This is a genomic window from Pelagovum sp. HNIBRBA483 (assembly GCF_040931995.1).
Taxonomy (GTDB): domain Bacteria; phylum Pseudomonadota; class Alphaproteobacteria; order Rhodobacterales; family Rhodobacteraceae; genus JAEPMR01.
This window is the reverse complement of record NZ_CP162412.1, coordinates 1,392,477-1,410,140: the sequence shown is the minus strand read 5'-3', so window position 1 is coordinate 1,410,140 and position 17,664 is coordinate 1,392,477. Positions and strand designations below refer to the sequence as shown.

The following is a 17,664-nucleotide window of genomic DNA, read 5'->3' as shown; positions in this document are numbered from 1 at the left end:
CCGATGGCCACGCGGTCCTACGACTTCATCGTTATCGGTGCAGGCTCGGCAGGCTGCGCCGTTGCCCACGGCCTTGCCACGCGCGAGGCCGGATCGGTGCTGGTGATCGAGGCTGGCCCCTCCGACCGTTGGCCCTTGGTGCGCATGCCCTTCGGCCTTGTCTGGACGATGGGCAGCAAGACCCGCGACTGGCGTTTCACCTCGGCCCCGCAAAAGGCACTCGGTGGGCGACAGCTGAAAATCCCCCGTGGCCGGATGCTCGGTGGCTCCGGCTCGATCAATTCAATGGTCTGGTTCCGTGGCCGCGCCGATGATTTCACCGCATGGCAGGTCGATGGCTGGGGATGGGACAGCGTCCGCCCCGCCTTTGAAGAGGTCGAAAGCCACCTCACCCCCAACCGCCTCGCCACGCCACACCCGCTAACCGAAGCACTCGGCAGCTTGTTCCCGCAGAACGAGCCACAAGCTATCCCGACCCCAGAGCGCGAAAGCGCAGGCGTCTTTGCCTATAACATGCGCAACGGGCGGCGTTGGTCGGCGGCGGATGCCTTCCTCCGCCCCGCGCTGGCAACCGGCCGCGTTCAGGTCGTGCAAGGCACGCAGGTCGCCCGCCTCGGCTTCACTGGCGACCGCGCTACATCGGTACATTTCATCGATGGCAGCAGCGTCACCGCGCATAAAGGCATCGTCCTGTCCGCAGGCTCCATCGGCTCGCCCGAAATCCTCCTGCGCTCCGGCCTTGGCCCCGCTGATGATCTCCGCGCCGCCGGCGTCGATCCCCGCGCGGATATGCCCGGCATCGGCGCCAATCTGCATGACCACCCCGGCGCGGGCATCCATTATCAGGGCGCAGGTTCCGGCTACGGCCTGACCCTCGATCAGGCCCCGCAATGGCTCTCCGCCCCGTTCCGCTGGGCGCTCTCGCGGCGCGGTGTTTTTGCCTCCCCCACCGTCGAGGGTGGCGCGTTCTTCAATGCCCGTGGCGAAGACGGCCCGCCTGATGTGCAGAGCCATTTCATCCCGTTCAACCTCAGCTGGAGCGGCTCCCGCTACAGCTATGGTCGCGGCTACTTTGCCGATGTCTGCGTCTGCCGCCCGCAGTCGCGCGGGGCGCTCCGCCTCACCCGCGAGGGGCTGGATATCGACCTCGGCCTGTTTCAGGACAGCCGCGACCTCGATACCCTTACCGCAGGCTGGCTTCGCCTCCGCACGCTCATGGCAGAGGCCGATCTCGGCCCCCACAAAGCGCCCGAGGCCTACCCCGCCGCCCGCGTCACCACCGAGGATGACGCCCGCGCCCATATCTTTTCCCATTGCGGCACCGCCTATCACCCCGTTGGCACCACCCGCATGGGCGACGACGCTGATGCACCCGTTACCTCCCGCCTCGCCCTGCGTGGCACGGAGGGCCTGTGGGTGGCGGACGCTGGCATCATGCCCGCCGTCACCTCCGCCAACACCAACGCCCCATCCATGATGATCGGCCACCGCGCCGGTCAGTTCATCGCCGAAGACGCCGCCTAGCGCGGCCCCGCACACACGAGGAGAGACCCATGGCCGTTACCTATCTCAAGACCGGAAAACCGGCAGCCGACGTCGCCGCGCAGGATGCGCAGGTCCGCAAAATCGTCGAGGACACGCTCGCCGACATCGAAACCCGTGGCGATGCCGCCGTCCGCGAACTGTCTGCGAAATTCGATAAATACGAACCGGAGAACTTCCTGCTGACCGCCTCCGAGATCGAAGCCGCGATGCAGAAAGTCACGCCCCGCGAAATGGAAGACATCAAGTTCGCGCAAACCCAAATCCGCAATTTCGCCCAAGCCCAGCGCGCCTCGATGACCGATGTCGAGATCGAAACCATGCCCGGCGTGATCTTGGGGCATAAGAACATCCCCGTTCAGTCGGTCGGCTGCTACGTCCCGGGCGGTAAATTCCCGATGGTCGCCTCCGCGCATATGTCGGTGCTCACCGCCTCCGTCGCGGGCGTGCCGCGCATCGTGGCCTCTGCTCCGCCGGTCAACGGCGCACCGCATCCCGCGATCGTCGCCGCAATGCATATGGGCGGCGCGCATGAGATTTACGTCCTTGGCGGCATGCAAGCGGTCGGCGCAATGGCCATCGGCACCGAAAGCGTCAAACCCGTTGATATGCTCGTCGGCCCCGGCAACGCCTTTGTCGCTGAAGCCAAGCGCCAGCTTTTCGGCCGCGTGGGCATCGACCTCTTCGCTGGCCCGACCGAAACCATGGTCATCGCTGATGACACAGTGGATGCAGAGCTTTGCGCGACCGATCTCTTAGGGCAGGCCGAACATGGCTACAACTCCCCCGCCGTGCTGCTGACCAACTCCCGCAAACTGGCCGATGCCACCTTGGTCGAAATCGAGCGTATCCTCGAAATCCTCCCCACCGCCGAAACCGCCCGCACCAGCTGGCAGGATTACGGCGAGGTCATCGTCTGCGACACCTATGACGAGATGCTCGCCGTCGCCAATGATATCGCCTCCGAGCATGTTCAGGTGATGACCGACCGCGATGACTGGTTCCTAGAGAATATGCACAGCTACGGCGCACTGTTCCTCGGCCCCCGCACCAACGTCGCCAATGGCGATAAGGTCATCGGCACCAACCACACCCTGCCCACCAAGAAGGCAGGCCGCTACACCGGCGGGCTCTGGGTCGGCAAGTTCCTCAAGACACACAGCTATCAGCGCGTGGTAACGGACGAAGCCGCCGCCCTCGTGGGTGAATACGGCTCGCGCCTGTGTATGCTTGAGGGCTTCGTCGGCCACGCCGAACAGTGCAACATCCGCGTCCGTCGTTACGGCCACCGCAATGTGGCCTATGGCACGGCGGCAGAATGAGGCGCATATGACCCCCGACGCGCTCAAGGCCGCCTTCGCCCCCTTCCGCGCGGCGGCCATCAATTTCAGCGAAAGCGCGGTGCGTGATGCGTTGCGCTCCCTCATCGCCCCTGATGCGCTCCTGCACCACTGTCACCCTTTCGGTGATCTAACAGGCCCGGACGCGCTCTACGATGCCGCCTTCGCGCCGCTCCTTGCCGCGCTACCCGATCTCGAACGCCGCGATCAGATCCTGCTCGCAGGCACCACACCCCAAGGCCAACACTGGATCGGCGCGATGGGCCATTACCTCGGCACCTTCACCGCGCCTTTCTTGGATATCCCGCCTACCGGCCACCTCGCGCATATGCGCTATCACGAGTTCTTCCGGCTGGAGGATGGCCGCATCACCGAGATGCAGGCGATCTGGGATATCCCCGAACTGATGATGCAGGCGGGCGCATGGCCTATGGCCCCGCAGCTTGGCCGCTTCACCATGGCCCCCGCGCCGCTCTCCGGCGATGGCCTGTTTGCCAGCGGTGACGGGCAGCCAGCGCTTGATCACGTCATCGCCATGCTCACCGATCTCTGCCGCCATCCGGCAGAGGGCGGGCCGGAGGTGATGAACCTCGACCGCTACTGGGATCCCCGCGTCAACTGGTATGGCCCCGCCGGTATCGGTACCGCGCGCGGCATGGCGGGCTTCCGCCACTGGCACCAAATCCCCTTCCTGCGCGGCATGCCGGATCGCAAGCTCGATGCCATGGGCGATCTCATGTCCCACTGGGTCGCCATGGGCGATTATGTCTGCGAAACCGGCTGGCCCAACATGCGCCTGACCCTGTCGGGCGATGGCTGGCTCGGCCTGCCCCCGGTGGATAAGGAAATCCTCCTCCGCAGCCTCGATTTCTGGCGCGTCGAAAACGGCCTCATACGCGAAAACTGGGTTCTCGTGGACCTGCTGGACATGTACCGCCAGATCGGCGTTGATGTGTTCGACCGTCTGCGCGAGTTCAACAAAGCCCGCGCCATCGGTCCAATCGGTATCAGGGAGCGAGGATTGGTGTGATGCAGCAGCGGGTAACGATGATCGGATTAGGGGTGGCCGACCTGCCCCGCGCGCGGGCCTTCTACGCCCGCCTCGGATGGGAAGAAGCCCAGCCCGACAGCACCGACATCGCGTTTTTCAACCTGCAAAACGCCATCCTGTCTCTCTACCCGTGGGATAAACTGGCCGAGGATGTCGGCCTCTCGCCCGCGGAATTCGGCCAGCCCAGCGCCTGCCTCGCCTATAACGTCAACAGCCCCGCAGAGGTGGCCGAGACATTGGCCGAGGCCGAGGCCGCAGGCGCCACCATCGTCAAACAGGCCCAAGACGTGTTCTGGGGCGGGCATTCCGGCTACTTCCGTGACCCTGACGGCCATTTCTGGGAAGTGGCGTATAATCCCTTCTCGCCGCTCGGTCCCAATGGCGAAGCCCGCGTTGGAGGCTTCCAATGACCCTGCCCCGCACGCCCTCCTTCCGCCTTGATGGCAAGCGCGCCCTCGTTACCGGCGCGTCCTCCGGCATTGGTCAGGCCTGTGCCGTCGCATTGGCCGAAGCCGGTGCCGAAGTCACCCTCGCCGCCCGCAGCGCCGATAAGCTCCACGCCACCGCGACCGAAATGCAGGCGGCGGATATGTCCTGCACCACCCTGCCCCTTGATGTGGCCGATGCCGAAGCAACCGAAGCCGCCGTCGCCGCCAACGGCCCGTTCGATATTCTCGTGAATTCCGCAGGCCTCGCCCGCCACAGCCCCGCGCTGGACACCACGCCAGAGGATTTCGACGCTGTGAGTGATCTCAACATCCGTGGCGCTTATTTCCTCACCCGCGCGGTGGCGCGCGGGCTGGTGGCCGCTGGCAAACCCGGCAGCCTGATCAATATCTCGTCCCAAATGGCCCATGTCGGCGGCATCGACCGCGCGGTCTATTCTGCCACCAAACACGCGGTTGAAGGCTTCACCAAATCCATGGCAATCGAATGGGGCGCATATGGCATCCGCATCAACACGGTCTGCCCCACCTTCATCCGCACCCCGCTCACCGCGCCCACCTTCGCCAATCCCGAGCGGGTCAAGTGGATCGAAGAAAAGATCAAGCTGGGCCGCGTTGGTGAGGTCGAGGATATCATGGGCGGCGTGGTGTTCCTTGCCTCCGATGCCAGCGCCATGATCACCGGCACCTCCCTCCTGATTGACGGCGGATGGACGGCGGACTGATGGCAGAGGCAAAGATCACATCCCTCGATGTCGCCCGCCGCGCCGGTGTAAGCCAGTCAGCGGTGAGCCGCGTCTTCTCCGGCGCATCGGCCTCGCAAGCCACCGTCAAGAAGGTTCGCAAAGCCGCCGAGGAACTGGGCTACCGCCCCAACATCCTCGCCCGCGCGATGATCACCGGCAAAAGCCGCATCATCGGCCTCGTCGTCGCCTATCTCGACAACCAGTTCTACCCCATCGCCCTCGAACGCCTTTCCAACGCACTCCAGAACGAGGGCTACCACATCCTCGTCTTCATGGCCCCCAATGCCGAGGACAGCGTCGACCGCGTGATGGAGGAACTGCTCGATTATCAGGTCGATGGCATCGTCACCGCCAGCGTCGCGATCTCCAACGATCTCACCGCCCGCTGCGCCGCCGCTGGCATCCCTGTGGTGATGTTCAACCGTGGTCAGGATGGCGAAAGCATTTCCTCCGTCACCTCCGCAAACTATCGCGGCGGCTATAAAGTCGCGGAATTCCTCGTCAGCGCCGGCCATCAACACATCGCCCATATCGCCGGTTGGGAAGGCTCATCCACAGGCCGCGACCGTCATCGCGGCTTTGCCGATGGCCTCGCCGCCCACGGGCTTGAACCGCTCACGGTGGTCGAGGGCCGCTACGACCGCGATCTCGCCGCCGAGGCCACGCTCAAGCTGATGTCCCGCGCCACGCCGCCCGACGCGATCTTCGTCGCCAACGATCACATGGCTTTCGCCGTGCTCGACGCCCTGCGCAACCGCCTTGGCCTGAAAGTGCCGGAAGATGTCGCCGTCATCGGCTATGATGACGTGCCCCTCGCCGCATGGGACGCCTACGACCTCTCCACCGTGCGCCAGCCCGTCAACCGGATGGTCGATGCCACGGTCGAAACCATTCTCGGCAAGATCGGCGACCCCGACCGCCCCGCCCAGAAGATCGAAATCGACGGGCCGCTCATCCTGCGCGGCACCACTCGCAACCCTGAAGGACGCACCTGATGAAAGGCTTCGACCCGAAATTCGCCGATTTTCCCGACTACATCATCGGCATCACCAAAGAGATCTGGGAAGATCGCGGCATCGCCACACTGCACGACTACTACGCCCCTGATATCATCGTCCGCTCGCCCGCCTCAGTGGTCGTCGGCAATCAGGGCGTCATCGGCGCAACCATGGCAACGCTGGCCGAATTCCCCGACCGCACGCTCTTTGGCGAGGATGTCATCTGGTCCGGCACACCCGAGGAGGGCATGCTCTCCTCCCACCGCCTGCATTCCACCGCCACCCACGCCTATCCCGGCGTTTACGGTGCGCCCACCGGCAAGAAACTGCATTACCGCATCATCGCCGACTGCCACGCGATCAATAACCAGATCAACGATGAATGGCTGATCCGCGATCAGGGCCATATCGTCCGTCAGCTCGGCTGGGATCCCAAGGATTTCGCCCGTGACCTGATCGCGCGTGAAGGCGGGCCAGAAAACTGCGTCCGCCCCTTCACCCCCGCAATCGACATCGAAGGCCCCTACAAAGGACGTGGCAACGATAATGAATGGGGCGCGAAATACGCCGATATCCTTACCCGCATCATGGGCGCGGATTTCACCGTCATTCCCTCCGAATACGACCGCGCAGCAAATCTCGAATATCCGGGCGGTATTTCGACCCTCAGCCATGACGGGGCGGATAAATTCTGGATGGGCCTGCGGGCCTCCTTTCCTGATGCCGAATTTACGATCCATCATGTGATTGGCCGCGACGACCCCACCATGCCGCCCCGCGCCGCGATCCGTTGGAGCTTGCACGGCAAACATTCCGGCTGGGGCGCTTTCGGCACACCCACTGGCGCTGAGGTGTATGTCATGGGCCTCTGCCACGCCGAGTTCGGCACGTTGGGCAAAGCCCCGCCAAAGCTGCGCCGCGAATTTGTGGTCTTTGACGAAACAGCGGTCTGGAAACAGATCCTTCTCAAGACGGGCTAAATGATCGACTGCGGCGCATATCATCTGGACGGCAGCGCCGTGCTGCGCCGTTTTCACACGCAACGCGCCAGCCTGCGTGCCAAGCGTCTCAATCCGCATCCGCCCGGAGCAGGTTCGCACCCGGCACCGGGGGCGGCAACGGTCAGCAGAGGGTCATCCACACCTGCACACCGTAGCGCCCTCTGGCGCCGCTGCCATTTCGCACCCGTCCTGGGGGGCGGGGTCGGGTGCGAACCGGATCGCAGGCGATCCGATGCAGCACCAAACCAATGAACGCCCCTTTTGAACAAGGACACACCCAAATGACACCCGCAGAAATGGAAACCCGCATCGTCCGCTACGGCGATCTGCGCCCCTGCAAAACCGCCTTCATCGACGCCCACACCCCCGGCTCCGATCAGAAAGAAAACTTCACCATCATCGGCGGCGGCGTCTCTGAATCCCCCGACCAGCACGTCCACATCTCCATCCCGCACGGTTTCAACATCGGCGCGGCGGGCCAACCCCCTAAATGCCGCAACTCGCTGCACGATCACCGCACGGCAGAGGCGTTCTTCGTCCTCTCCGGTCGCTGGCGCTTCTTCTGGGGCCGCTGGGGCAACGCGGGCGAGGTCATCATGGAAAAGGGCGATATCTTCAACATCCCCACCGGCATTTTCCGTGGGTTTGAGAATATCGGCACCGATTACGGGATGATCATGGCAATCCTCGGCGGCGACGATGCCGGCGGTGGCGTCATGTGGGCGCCGCAAGTGATCGAGGATGCCGCCGCCCACGGCCTCATCTTGGGCGAAAACGGCAAGCTCTATGACAGCAAAAAGCAAGAGCGTATCCCCGAAGGCGTCAAGCCAATGCCGCTGATGTCGGACGAGGAGTTGGCCAAGCGCGCCGAGCCGACCACCGCTGAGGTGCTCCCCAACCACGTCGCCCGCTACCTCGATCTGGTGGCGCTCGCTGACCGTGATCCGGTCACTGTCATCGGTGAAAATGGTCGCCTGCGGGATAAACCGGGCTTTGAGGTCGAATTCATGACCCGCGCCTCCGCCAAGGATACCAAGACCTCCAGCCCGCGCCCCACGGTACTGATGCCCGTCCACGGCCATTGGCGCGTCACTTGGGACGGCGGCAGCAGCACACTCGCCCCGGGCGATACGATGAGCGTGCCGGAAAATCTGGACTACACCGTCCTACCCTCGATGACCGGCGAGGCGTCCCTCTCCCGCATCGTCGCCACCGAAGACCCCGCCGGCCTGACCTGGCAGGGATGATCACACGTCACGGCGGCGGGCTACCCCGCCGCCCCACCATATCGGGAGATTTCAATGTCGCGCATCAAGACCACCCATGTCGGCTCCCTGCCGCGCACGCAGGCCGTCGTCGATTTCATCTTCGCCCGCGAGCGCAATGAGCCTTACGATCCCGCCGCATTCGATGCCTGCATGACCTCGGCCGTGTCCGAGACGGTGCGCCGTCAGGTCGCCGCTGGCATCGACATCGTGTCTGATGGCGAAACCTCGAAAATCTCCTACGCCACCTACGTCAAGGACCGCTATACCGGCTTCGAGGGCGACAGCCCCCGCAATGCCCCCGCCGATCTCAAGCTTTTTCCCTCCTTTCTGGAGCGCCTGAAGGATGACGGCGGCACCCCCACCTACGCCCGCCCAATGTGCGTGGGCGAGGTCCGTTCCAAAGGCCAAGGCGAGTTGGAAAAAGACATCGCCAACCTCAAAGCCGCCATGGCCGAACACGGCGCCGAACGCGGCTTTATGAACGCCGCCTCCCCGGGTGTGATCTCGCTCTTCCTGCAAAACAGCTACTACAAAACCCGCGAGGCCTATCTCGCCGCGCTGGCCGATGCGATGAAGGCCGAATATGAAACCATCGTCGCCGCAGGCCTCGATCTGCAACTCGATTGCCCCGATCTCGCCCTGTCGCGCCACATGCTGTTCAATGACCTCTCGGACGCAGAGTTCGTCAAGGTCGCACAATCCCATGTCGAGGCGCTCAACCACGCACTCTCCGATGTGCCGGCGGAGAAGGTCCGCGTCCACATCTGCTGGGGCAATTACGAAGGCCCGCATGTCTGCGACATTCCGATGTCCAAGATGTTCGACACGCTGATGTCCACAAAATCACGCTATGTGCTGTTCGAGACGTCAAACCCCCGCCACGGCCATGAATGGACCGTCTTCCGCGACCGCAAGGCCGACATCCCCGAGGATAAAACCCTTGTCCCCGGCGTCGTCGACACCACCACCAATTTCGTCGAGCATCCCGATCTCGTCGCCCAGCGGATCGAACGCTTTGCCGATATCGTCGGGCCGGAACGCGTGATCGCAGGGTCCGATTGCGGCTTCGGCACTTTCGCGGGCTTCGGCGCGGTGGACCCCGAGATCGCCTATGCCAAGCTCGAAACCCTCGCGAAAGGGGCCGCCCAGCTCGGCTGATTCATGACCCTGCCGCTCCTCCTCCTGCCGGGCATGATGTGCGACGCGCGTTTGTTCGGCCCGCAGATCAATGCGCTCTCGCCCTCCCGTCCGGTGGGCGTGGCCGATCTGAGCCTGCATGACAGCATCCCCGCAATGGCCGCGCATGTGCTGGCCAATGCGCCTGAACGGTTCGCGCTGGCGGGGCTGTCGATGGGCGGCATCGTGGCGATGGAGGTGATCAAACAAGCGCCCGACCGCGTCGGCAAGCTGGCGCTTCTCGACACCAACCCCTGCGCCGAGGTTGATACCGTCCGCGCCCGCCGCCAGCCGCAGATCGACAAGGCCAATGCAGGCCGCCTCTTCGAGGTGATGCGCGACGAGATGAAGCCCAACTACCTCGCCGATGGCCCCAAGCGGCAGGAAGTGCTCGATCTCTGCATGGAGATGGCGATGGATCTCGGCCCTGCCGTGTTCATTCGCCAGTCCGTCGCCCTGCGCGACCGCCCCGATTATCAGGACAGCCTCCGCGCCGTACAGGTGCCGACCCTGATCCTCTGTGGCCGCGCAGACAAGCTCTGCCCCGTTGCCCGCCATACGCTGATGCAAAGCCTGATCCCCGGCACCACGCTCACGATTATCGAAAACGCAGGCCACCTGCCCACGCTCGAAACGCCCGCCCAAACAACCGCCGCGCTCCGCCGCTGGCTCGAAGAAGACGAGATTACCAATGGATGACACCCTCCTCGCGCTCCTGCGCTCCGTCGACACCCCCACCGTCTGCAACGCCATCGAAGTGGCCCAAGGCAAACGCGGGTTTGACCGTTTCACCCGCGGCACCGTGCAGTGCTCCGCCCCGCAGGAGGGCGCGATCGTTGGCTATGCCCGCACCGCGCAAATCTCTGCCGTCGCACCACCGACCGAGGCACCCGAGGTGATCCGCGCCCGCCGCATGGACTATTACCGCCACATGGCCTCCGGCCCCCGCCCCGCGCTGGCGGTGATCGAGGATCTCGACGGAGCCGATGCCGTTGGCGCCTTCTGGGGCGAGATCAACACCACCGTGCATAAGGGCTTTGGCCTGTCAGGTGCGCTCACCAACGGCGTGATGCGCGATCTGGGCGATCTGCCCGAAGGCTTCCCCGTCATCGCCGGATCGGTCGGCCCCAGCCACGCTTTCGTCCATGTGCGCAGCATCGCCGCACCCGTCAACCTCTTTGGGATGACCGTCGCCGATGGCGATCTGGTCCATGCAGACCGTCACGGCGCTCTGGTGATCCCGCCCGAGGTGATCCCCGCCCTGACCACCGCGATAGGTAAGCTGCTGGACACCGAGAAGATCGTGCTCAACGCCGCCCGCGCCGAAGGCTTCGACTTTGATGCCTTCGAGGTCGCGTGGACCGCGTTCGAGAAGGCGCGGACGTAAAGGGCTGGACCAACACAGCCAGACCGTGGGATGGCGATCACCACCCGATCAGCGCACTTTATCCCACAACGTCCGAACGACCTCTGACCAAAAGCCAAGCCTCACCAACTCGCCAGCCCGTGCGGGCGGTCTGGCGATAGGCCGGCACCTCCGGTGCTATTCGGCCCCCGTAGCGCCGAGCCGCTCACGCAGCCATTCCGCGCCAGCGCCACACCGAGCCAGACCGCGGGATGGCGATCGCCGCCCGATCAGCGCGCTTTATCCCACCACGACCGAACGACCTCTGACCAAAAATCTACCCTCACCACATCGCCAGCCCGTGCGGGCGGTCTGGCGATGGGCCGGCACCTGCGGTGCTATTCGGCCCATAGCCTCACCATTAACACGCCCTTCACCTTCGCTAACCCGTCCTTCATCTTTCTGCGGGTGCGATATGCATCAGTTGTGCATCACTTGTGTATCAGTTGTGCATACCGCCGTTTTTCCCTGTTTATGCATCCGCAGCACAGAAGCGCCCCTTGCGGGCGGCCGTTTGCCGCTCTACATCTTGGGCAAGTTCAGGAGGCCCCACATGGCGATGCAAGCGCAGGAAATCGAAGACCTCATCCGCGCATCCTTTCCGGATGCCAAAGTCACCATCACCGATCTCGCGGGCGACGGGAACCATTACGCCGCCGAAGTTATTGACGAAAGCTTTCGCGGTCAGAACCGCGTACAACAACAGCGTGCAGTCTATGCCGCGCTGAAGGGTAAAATGGACGGGTCACAAGGCGAACTGCATGCCCTCGCCCTGACCACTAAAGTTCCCGAATAAAAGGATATTTCAGCTATGAGTGCTCAAGACCAGATCAAGGAAACCGTCACCGGAAACGACGTCGTGCTTTTCATGAAAGGCACCAAATCCATGCCGCAATGCGGGTTTTCCAGCCGCGTCGCGGGCGTGCTGAATTTCATGGGCGTTGATTATGCCGATGTAAATGTGCTGGCCGACGAAGAGATCCGTCAGGGCATCAAGGAATACTCCGACTGGCCCACCATCCCGCAACTCTACGTTAAGGGAGAATTCATCGGTGGCTGCGATATTATCACCGAGATGACCCTCTCCGGCGAGCTTGACCAGCTGTTCGAGGCCAATGGCGTCACCTACGATAAAGACGCCGCCGACAAAATTCGCGAAGCAAACGCCTGATCATATGCATGGTAACCGTTTGTTAACGGTTGGCCCATTAAAATGGGGTTAATTCCCTGTCGCGCAGAACATGAAAAAACCCGGCTTCAAGGCCGGGTTTTGCTTTTCCGAAGCCGGAAGTTTCAGGCCTTATCGCCCTCTTCCAAAGCCTCCGCCATCGCCTCAGCGCGGGCTGCCAACTCGGCCATCATCTCTGTCACATGCGGCGGGATCACCGGCACCTCGACCTTGGTTTCGCCCTTGGCTTCCAGCCCTTTGACCTTGTCCTCCAACGCGGCTGTTTTGTCTGCCAGCATCAACCCTGCCATCAGCAGCATCTGGCTCTCAGGCAAGCGCCCCACCTGCGCGGTCAGCACGCTGGCCTCTCGGTCCAGCATCTCGGCCGCAGCGGTCAGGAATGGCTCCTCGCCTTCCTGACAGGCCACCTCGAACACCCGTCCCCCGATCGAAATCGCTACCTGTGGCATCACACATCCTCCTCGACGACGCTCTTCAGCTCCGCCAGTACCGCGCCGATCTCGGCCGCATCCGCCGCCTGCATCGCGCGTAATCCATCAAGCTCGGCCTTCATCGCCCGATTGATCAACTCCGGCTCTGCCACGCCTTCCTCGACAGCGCCGCGCAGCTTGGCGACCATGCCTTCCAGCTCCGCATAAGCCTGCCTTAATCCGGCGAGGTCCATCTCCAAAACTGCATTCGCAGATCGCACCGCTTCAAGGTCTTTTTCTAGTGTGGCGATCTTGCTGTCCTGCCGCTCTTTCAGCGCCTTGACCCGTTCCTCCAGCTGGGCGGTAACAACCCGCTCCTCCGCCAGTTTTTGCTCCAGCTCGTCCACCGACGGCCCCGCCTCTGGACCCGCCTGATCGGCGGCCTTGCCCCGCCGCTCAATCTGGTAGCGGATACGATCAAGCGCCCCCGCAATCCGCGCCTCGAAATCGCTGATATCGGCCATCTGCCCGCTCCTGTTGTCAGGGCCCTTCGCCCCGTCTTGGCGCGAATCGCGCCCTTTTCACGAAAGCCTATGTCAAAGCCTGCCCTGCGGCAAATATCACCGCTTTCAACTCAGGGACTTACGCGGCGTGCTTGCACTATGACAGCACCCTGCTATGACCACCCTGAAATCAACCTTGGCACAACAAGAGGACGATCACCTTGGATATCGCTGCCCTGCGCTCCGCGCATCCCGAGCACTGGATGAAAGCCACTGCCATCCGCACCCTTACTCTCGACGCCGTTGCAGCGGCAAATTCCGGCCACTCCGGTATGCCGATGGGCATGGCCGATGTCGCCACCGTCCTCTTCGAAAAGCACCTCCGCTTCGATCCGAAAGCCCCCAACTGGCCTGACCGTGATCGCTTCATCCTGTCCGCTGGTCATGGCTCAATGCTGATGTACTCGTTGCTCTACCTTACCGGCTACGAGGATATGACGCTCGACGAGATCAAGAACTTCCGCCAGTGGGGCGCCCGCACCGCAGGCCACCCTGAATACGGCCACGCCTCCGGCATCGAAACCACGACTGGCCCGCTCGGCCAAGGCATCGCCAATTCCGTCGGCTTCGCCATTGCCGAGGAAATCCAGCGCGCACGGTACGGCAAGAAAATCATTAACCACCGCACCTATGTTATCGCTGGTGACGGCTGCCTGATGGAAGGCGTCAGCCAAGAGGCCATCGGCCTCGCAGGTATGCAGCAATTGGGGAACCTCATCGTTTTCTTCGATAACAACAACATCACCATCGACGGTACTGTCGATATGGCGGATCGCACCGATCAGGTTGCGCGGTTCGAGGCCTCCGGCTGGCACGTCCAGTCGATCGACGGCCACGACCCGCTCGCCATCGACGCCGCAATCATCGCGGCGCAAAACGATCCGCGCCCGTCGATGATCGCCTGCAAGACGCACATCGCCCTCGGTCACGCCGCACAAGACACATCGAAGGGCCACGGCGCCCTCACCGACGCTGACCAGCTCGCAGCCGCGAAGCAAGCATACGGCTGGACCACCGGCCCCTTCGAGGTTCCCGCCGATGTGAAAGCACAATGGGAAGCCATGGGCGCCCGTGGCGCTGAGGCCCGCGCCGCATGGGAAGCCGAGTTCGCGAAACTGTCCGCAAGCCGTCAGGCCGAGTTCAACCGCGCCTATGCTGGCGAACTGCCTAAGCGCCTTTCTTCGGTCATTCGCGCACTCAAAAAGCAAAACAGCGAAGCCCAGCCCAAGGTCGCGACCCGCAAGTCCTCCGAAATGACGCTCGAAGTCATCAATCCTGTGATGCAGGAAACCATTGGCGGCTCGGCAGACCTCACCGGCTCCAACAATACCAAAACTAGCGATCTGGGTATCTTCACCCCTGATAATCGCAAGGGCCGCTACATCCATTACGGCATCCGCGAGCATGGCATGGCCGCCGCGATGAACGGCATGGCGCTGCACGGGGGCGCCCGCCCCTATGGCGGCACGTTCATGTGCTTCACCGATTATGCCCGTGGCTCCATGCGTCTCTCGGCGCTGATGGGCGTTCCGGTGGTCTATGTAATGACCCACGATTCCATCGGCCTTGGCGAAGATGGTCCGACCCACCAGCCGGTCGAGCATCTGGCAATGCTGCGCGCAACGCCCAACACACTTGTGTTCCGCCCCGCAGATACGGTCGAAACCGCCGAGGCATGGGAATGCGCGCTTCAGCAGACCTCGACGCCCTCCGTTCTGGCCCTGAGCCGTCAGAACCTGCCCACCGTCCGTACCGAACACAAGAACAACAACCTTGTGTCCAAGGGCGCCTATGTTCTGGCCGAAGCCGAAGGCAAGCGTCAGGTGATCCTGATGGCAACCGGCTCCGAGGTGTCGATCGCAATGGCCGCGCGTGATCAGTTGCAGGCCCAAGGCATCGGCACCCGCGTTGTCTCAATGCCCTGCATGGAACTGTTCGCCCAGCAGGACGAAAAGTACCGCAAGCGCGTTCTCCCCGCCGGTCCGGTGCGCATCGCCATCGAAGCGGCCGTTCAGCAAGGCTGGGATCGCTGGCTTGTTGGCGAGCGCGGCCGCGAAGCCAAAGCCGCGTTCATTGGCATGGACGGCTTCGGCGCATCCGCTCCTGATAAGGTTCTCTACGAGAAGTTCGGCATCACCGCCGATGCAGCCGCCACAACAGCCAAAGAGCTTCTCGGCCTGTAATTTACGACGCAACCAATTGAAAAGGCTCGGTTTTTACCGAGCCTTTTTTATTTCGCCCCAGTCAGTCGTTCCAGAACCGGGCCAACAACACGGGTCACAAAAGGGATTAACAGCATCCCCAGCAAAAGCCCCAAGACACCGTCGGCCGTCGCCACTGTCAGCCAGTTCGTAGCACCTGCAACCTGTTCGGGTACGGCATGGGCAAACGCTTCCGCCAGATGTTGGATCGTCTCGTAGGGCCACGCCCAAAGATGTGTCACCTCCAGCCCATGCACCACGATAGAGCCGCCGACCCACAGCATCGCCAAGGTGCCGATCGTCGATAATAAGGTCATGACCTTCGGCATACCCTTCACCAAACCCCGTCCAAGACTCTGGCCCATTGTGGTCCTACTGGTGGCCGCGACATAGAGCCCAATATCATCCATCTTCACAATCAGCGCCACCGAGCCATAGACAACCACCGTGATCCCCACCCCGACAACCGCCAAGGTTATCGCTTCCAGCAGGAATGCCGCTTCGGGAATAGCAGCCAGCGAGATTGTCATGATCTCGGCGGAAAGGATGAAGTCTGTCTTGATCGCACCCCGCACGCGGGTTTCCTCCAAATGCGCTGGATCCTTAACATCCAAATCCGCCTCCACATGCTTATCACCATGTGGGAACAACACATGAAAGACCTTCTCCGCCCCTTCAAAACAAAGGTAACAGCCGCCCAGCATCAACAGAGGCGTGACAAGCCAAGGCGCAAAACTGTTCATCAACAGCGCCGCAGGCAGCAGCACAACAAGCTTATTGAACAGCGATCCTTTGGTGATTTTCCAGATGATCGGCAGCTCGCGCTTGGCCTCGAACCCATGCACATATTTCGGTGTCACCGCCGCATCGTCGATCACCACGCCTGCCGCTTTCGATCCAGCTTTGGCCGCCATGCCCGCCACATCGTCAACGCTGGCAGCCGCCACTTTCGCAATCGCCGCCACATCATCGAGCAACGCCAGTAAACCGCTCATGCCCTGTTCTCCTGAGTCGTTTCCTTAGGTCTACCGCAGCCTCGGCCCCGCGTAACCCCTGTCCGCATCGCCGGTGTTGGCGCAACCGTTAGCGCTCACCTGAGACACCTCTGCAAGTTTATCGCTAACATATTGCCACACATGCATTTTTTTCTTCCCCCCTCGCCAGCCAGCCGCTACCCAGCCCGCAAATGACAGTTTCTCGGAAGGATAACCCCATGACGGTAACAGTCGGCATCAACGGGTTCGGCCGCATCGGTCGCAGCACCCTCGCCCACATCGCCGAAAGCGGCCGCAATGATGTTCAGGTGGTCAAGATCAACGCCACCGGCCCCGTCGAGACGAACGCCCACCTTCTGAAGTATGACAGCGTGCATGGCCGTTTTGGCGGCACAGTCACCGTCCGCGACGGTAACCTCGATCTCGGCCGCGGCCCGATCGAAATGATGTCCACCTACAACCCCGAAGAGCTGGACTGGTCCGGCGTCGATGTCGTCCTTGAGTGCACCGGCAAGTTCAACGATGGCACCAAATCCGCCGTTCACCTTGATCGCGGCGCCAAGAAAGTGCTGATCTCCGCCCCTGCGAAGAACGTCCAGCGCACCGTGGTTTATGGCGTCAACCACCGCCAGCTTCTGGCCGATGACCGCATGGTTTCCAACGGATCCTGCACCACCAACTGCCTCGCGCCGTTGGCGAAAGTGCTCAACGATAGCGTCGGCATCGAGAGCGGGATCATGACCACGATCCATAGCTATACCGGCGATCAACCCACCTTGGACCGCCGCCATAACGATCTCTACCGCGCGCGCGCCGCTGCGATGGCGATGATCCCCACCTCCACTGGCGCAGCCAAGGCGCTTGGCGAAGTGCTGCCGGAACTCGCAGGCAAGCTGGATGGCACCGCCATGCGCGTACCCACGCCAAATGTTTCCGCCGTCGACCTCACCTTCGTGGCAGGTAAGGAAACCTCCGTCACCGAGATCAACGACATCGTCCGCGAAGCGGCCGAAGGCTACATGGGCATGGTCATGTCCTATGACCCCGAGCCGAAAGTCTCGATCGACTTCAACCACACGGTCGAATCCTGCATTTTTGCCCCCGACCAAACAAAGGTTGTCGGCCGCACCGTCCGCGTTCTGGCTTGGTACGATAACGAATGGGGCTTCTCTGCCCGTATGGCAGATGTCGCCGCTGCGATGGGCAGGCTCCTGCACTAAAGCAACCTGTGGCAGAATTTCAGCCTGTCCTTCCGACGAAGGGCAGGCTATTTTTATGGCATGACGCGCCGTAAACCTGCCTTCTCATGACGAACCCGATAGCCATTGTTTTG

18 protein-coding genes are annotated in these 17,664 nt (G+C 62.6%); 15 read left to right on the top strand and 3 right to left on the bottom strand.

Annotated features, from left to right (window positions below):
- The first annotated feature begins 3 nt into the window (after nt 1-3).
- The 13 genes from AB1E42_RS06960 (at nt 4) to grxD (ending at nt 12,144) form a co-directional block, all read left to right on the top strand.
- Nucleotides 4-1,524 carry a GMC family oxidoreductase gene (locus AB1E42_RS06960; RefSeq protein WP_368346261.1) on the top strand — a complete coding sequence of 507 codons (1,521 nt, stop codon included), beginning with the start codon at nt 4-6 and terminating at the stop codon, nt 1,522-1,524.
- A 29-nt stretch (nt 1,525-1,553) separates the two neighbouring features.
- Nucleotides 1,554-2,864: a histidinol dehydrogenase gene (gene hisD / locus AB1E42_RS06955; protein WP_368346260.1), complete on the top strand. Its 1,311-nt coding sequence runs from the start codon at nt 1,554-1,556 to the stop codon at nt 2,862-2,864.
- A 7-nt stretch (nt 2,865-2,871) separates the two neighbouring features.
- Nucleotides 2,872-3,912 carry an ester cyclase gene (locus tag AB1E42_RS06950; RefSeq protein WP_368346259.1) on the top strand — a complete coding sequence of 347 codons (1,041 nt, stop codon included), beginning with the start codon at nt 2,872-2,874 and terminating at the stop codon, nt 3,910-3,912.
- Nucleotides 3,912-4,343: a VOC family protein gene (locus AB1E42_RS06945; protein WP_368346258.1), complete on the top strand. Its 432-nt coding sequence runs from the start codon at nt 3,912-3,914 to the stop codon at nt 4,341-4,343. The genes AB1E42_RS06950 and AB1E42_RS06945 overlap by 1 nt, the downstream gene beginning before the upstream one ends.
- Nucleotides 4,340-5,104 (top strand): SDR family NAD(P)-dependent oxidoreductase, encoded by a 765-nt coding sequence (locus AB1E42_RS06940; protein ID WP_368346257.1) that lies wholly within the window; start codon nt 4,340-4,342, stop codon nt 5,102-5,104. Before AB1E42_RS06945 ends, AB1E42_RS06940 begins: the two co-directional genes overlap by 4 nt.
- On the top strand, nt 5,104-6,120 hold the full coding sequence (locus AB1E42_RS06935; RefSeq protein WP_368346256.1) for a LacI family DNA-binding transcriptional regulator: 1,017 nt from the start codon (nt 5,104-5,106) through the stop codon (nt 6,118-6,120). The genes AB1E42_RS06940 and AB1E42_RS06935 overlap by 1 nt, the downstream gene beginning before the upstream one ends.
- Complete coding sequence (locus AB1E42_RS06930) at nt 6,120-7,103, top strand: ester cyclase (protein ID WP_368346255.1); 984 nt, start codon at nt 6,120-6,122, stop codon at nt 7,101-7,103. Before AB1E42_RS06935 ends, AB1E42_RS06930 begins: the two co-directional genes overlap by 1 nt.
- A gap of 302 nt (nt 7,104-7,405) precedes the next feature.
- Nucleotides 7,406-8,371 carry a cupin domain-containing protein gene (locus tag AB1E42_RS06925; RefSeq protein ID WP_368346254.1) on the top strand — a complete coding sequence of 322 codons (966 nt, stop codon included), beginning with the start codon at nt 7,406-7,408 and terminating at the stop codon, nt 8,369-8,371.
- Nucleotides 8,372-8,425: 54 nt separating this feature from the next.
- Nucleotides 8,426-9,550, top strand: a complete 1,125-nt coding sequence (locus AB1E42_RS06920) for a cobalamin-independent methionine synthase II family protein (protein ID WP_368346252.1) — start codon at nt 8,426-8,428, stop codon at nt 9,548-9,550.
- 3 nt (nt 9,551-9,553) lie between these two features.
- The gene (locus AB1E42_RS06915) at nt 9,554-10,267 is read left to right on the top strand and encodes an alpha/beta fold hydrolase (RefSeq protein ID WP_368346251.1); all 714 of its coding nucleotides are present in this window, start codon (nt 9,554-9,556) and stop codon (nt 10,265-10,267) included.
- Nucleotides 10,260-10,955: an RraA family protein gene (locus AB1E42_RS06910; protein ID WP_368346250.1), complete on the top strand. Its 696-nt coding sequence runs from the start codon at nt 10,260-10,262 to the stop codon at nt 10,953-10,955. The genes AB1E42_RS06915 and AB1E42_RS06910 overlap by 8 nt, the downstream gene beginning before the upstream one ends.
- A 571-nt stretch (nt 10,956-11,526) precedes the next feature.
- Nucleotides 11,527-11,769, top strand: a complete 243-nt coding sequence (locus AB1E42_RS06905) for a BolA/IbaG family iron-sulfur metabolism protein (RefSeq protein ID WP_368346249.1) — start codon at nt 11,527-11,529, stop codon at nt 11,767-11,769.
- A gap of 15 nt (nt 11,770-11,784) precedes the next feature.
- Nucleotides 11,785-12,144: a Grx4 family monothiol glutaredoxin gene (gene grxD / locus AB1E42_RS06900; protein ID WP_368346248.1), complete on the top strand. Its 360-nt coding sequence runs from the start codon at nt 11,785-11,787 to the stop codon at nt 12,142-12,144.
- A 122-nt stretch (nt 12,145-12,266) separates the two neighbouring features.
- Here the strand turns inward: grxD and AB1E42_RS06895 are convergent, their stop codons facing one another.
- Together AB1E42_RS06895 and AB1E42_RS06890 are read right to left on the bottom strand one after the other, a co-directional pair.
- Complete coding sequence (locus AB1E42_RS06895; protein WP_368346247.1) at nt 12,267-12,611, bottom strand: cell division protein ZapA; 345 nt, start codon at nt 12,609-12,611, stop codon at nt 12,267-12,269.
- Nucleotides 12,611-13,096 carry a hypothetical protein gene (locus tag AB1E42_RS06890; RefSeq protein WP_368346246.1) on the bottom strand — a complete coding sequence of 162 codons (486 nt, stop codon included), beginning with the start codon at nt 13,094-13,096 and terminating at the stop codon, nt 12,611-12,613. Before AB1E42_RS06890 ends, AB1E42_RS06895 begins: the two co-directional genes overlap by 1 nt.
- Nucleotides 13,097-13,296: 200 nt before the next feature.
- Between AB1E42_RS06890 and tkt the strand changes: the two genes are divergently transcribed.
- A complete protein-coding gene (gene tkt, locus AB1E42_RS06885; protein WP_368346245.1) occupies nt 13,297-15,318 on the top strand; it encodes a transketolase in 2,022 nt (673 codons plus the stop codon).
- A 47-nt stretch (nt 15,319-15,365) separates the two neighbouring features.
- Here tkt and AB1E42_RS06880 read toward each other — a convergent pair whose 3' ends face one another.
- On the bottom strand, nt 15,366-16,331 hold the full coding sequence (locus AB1E42_RS06880) for a DUF808 domain-containing protein (protein WP_368346244.1): 966 nt from the start codon (nt 16,329-16,331) through the stop codon (nt 15,366-15,368).
- Between the two features lie 218 nt (nt 16,332-16,549).
- Between AB1E42_RS06880 and gap the strand changes: the two genes are divergently transcribed.
- Complete coding sequence (gene gap, locus AB1E42_RS06875) at nt 16,550-17,551, top strand: type I glyceraldehyde-3-phosphate dehydrogenase (RefSeq protein WP_368346243.1); 1,002 nt, start codon at nt 16,550-16,552, stop codon at nt 17,549-17,551.
- Nucleotides 17,552-17,664 lie beyond the last annotated feature (113 nt).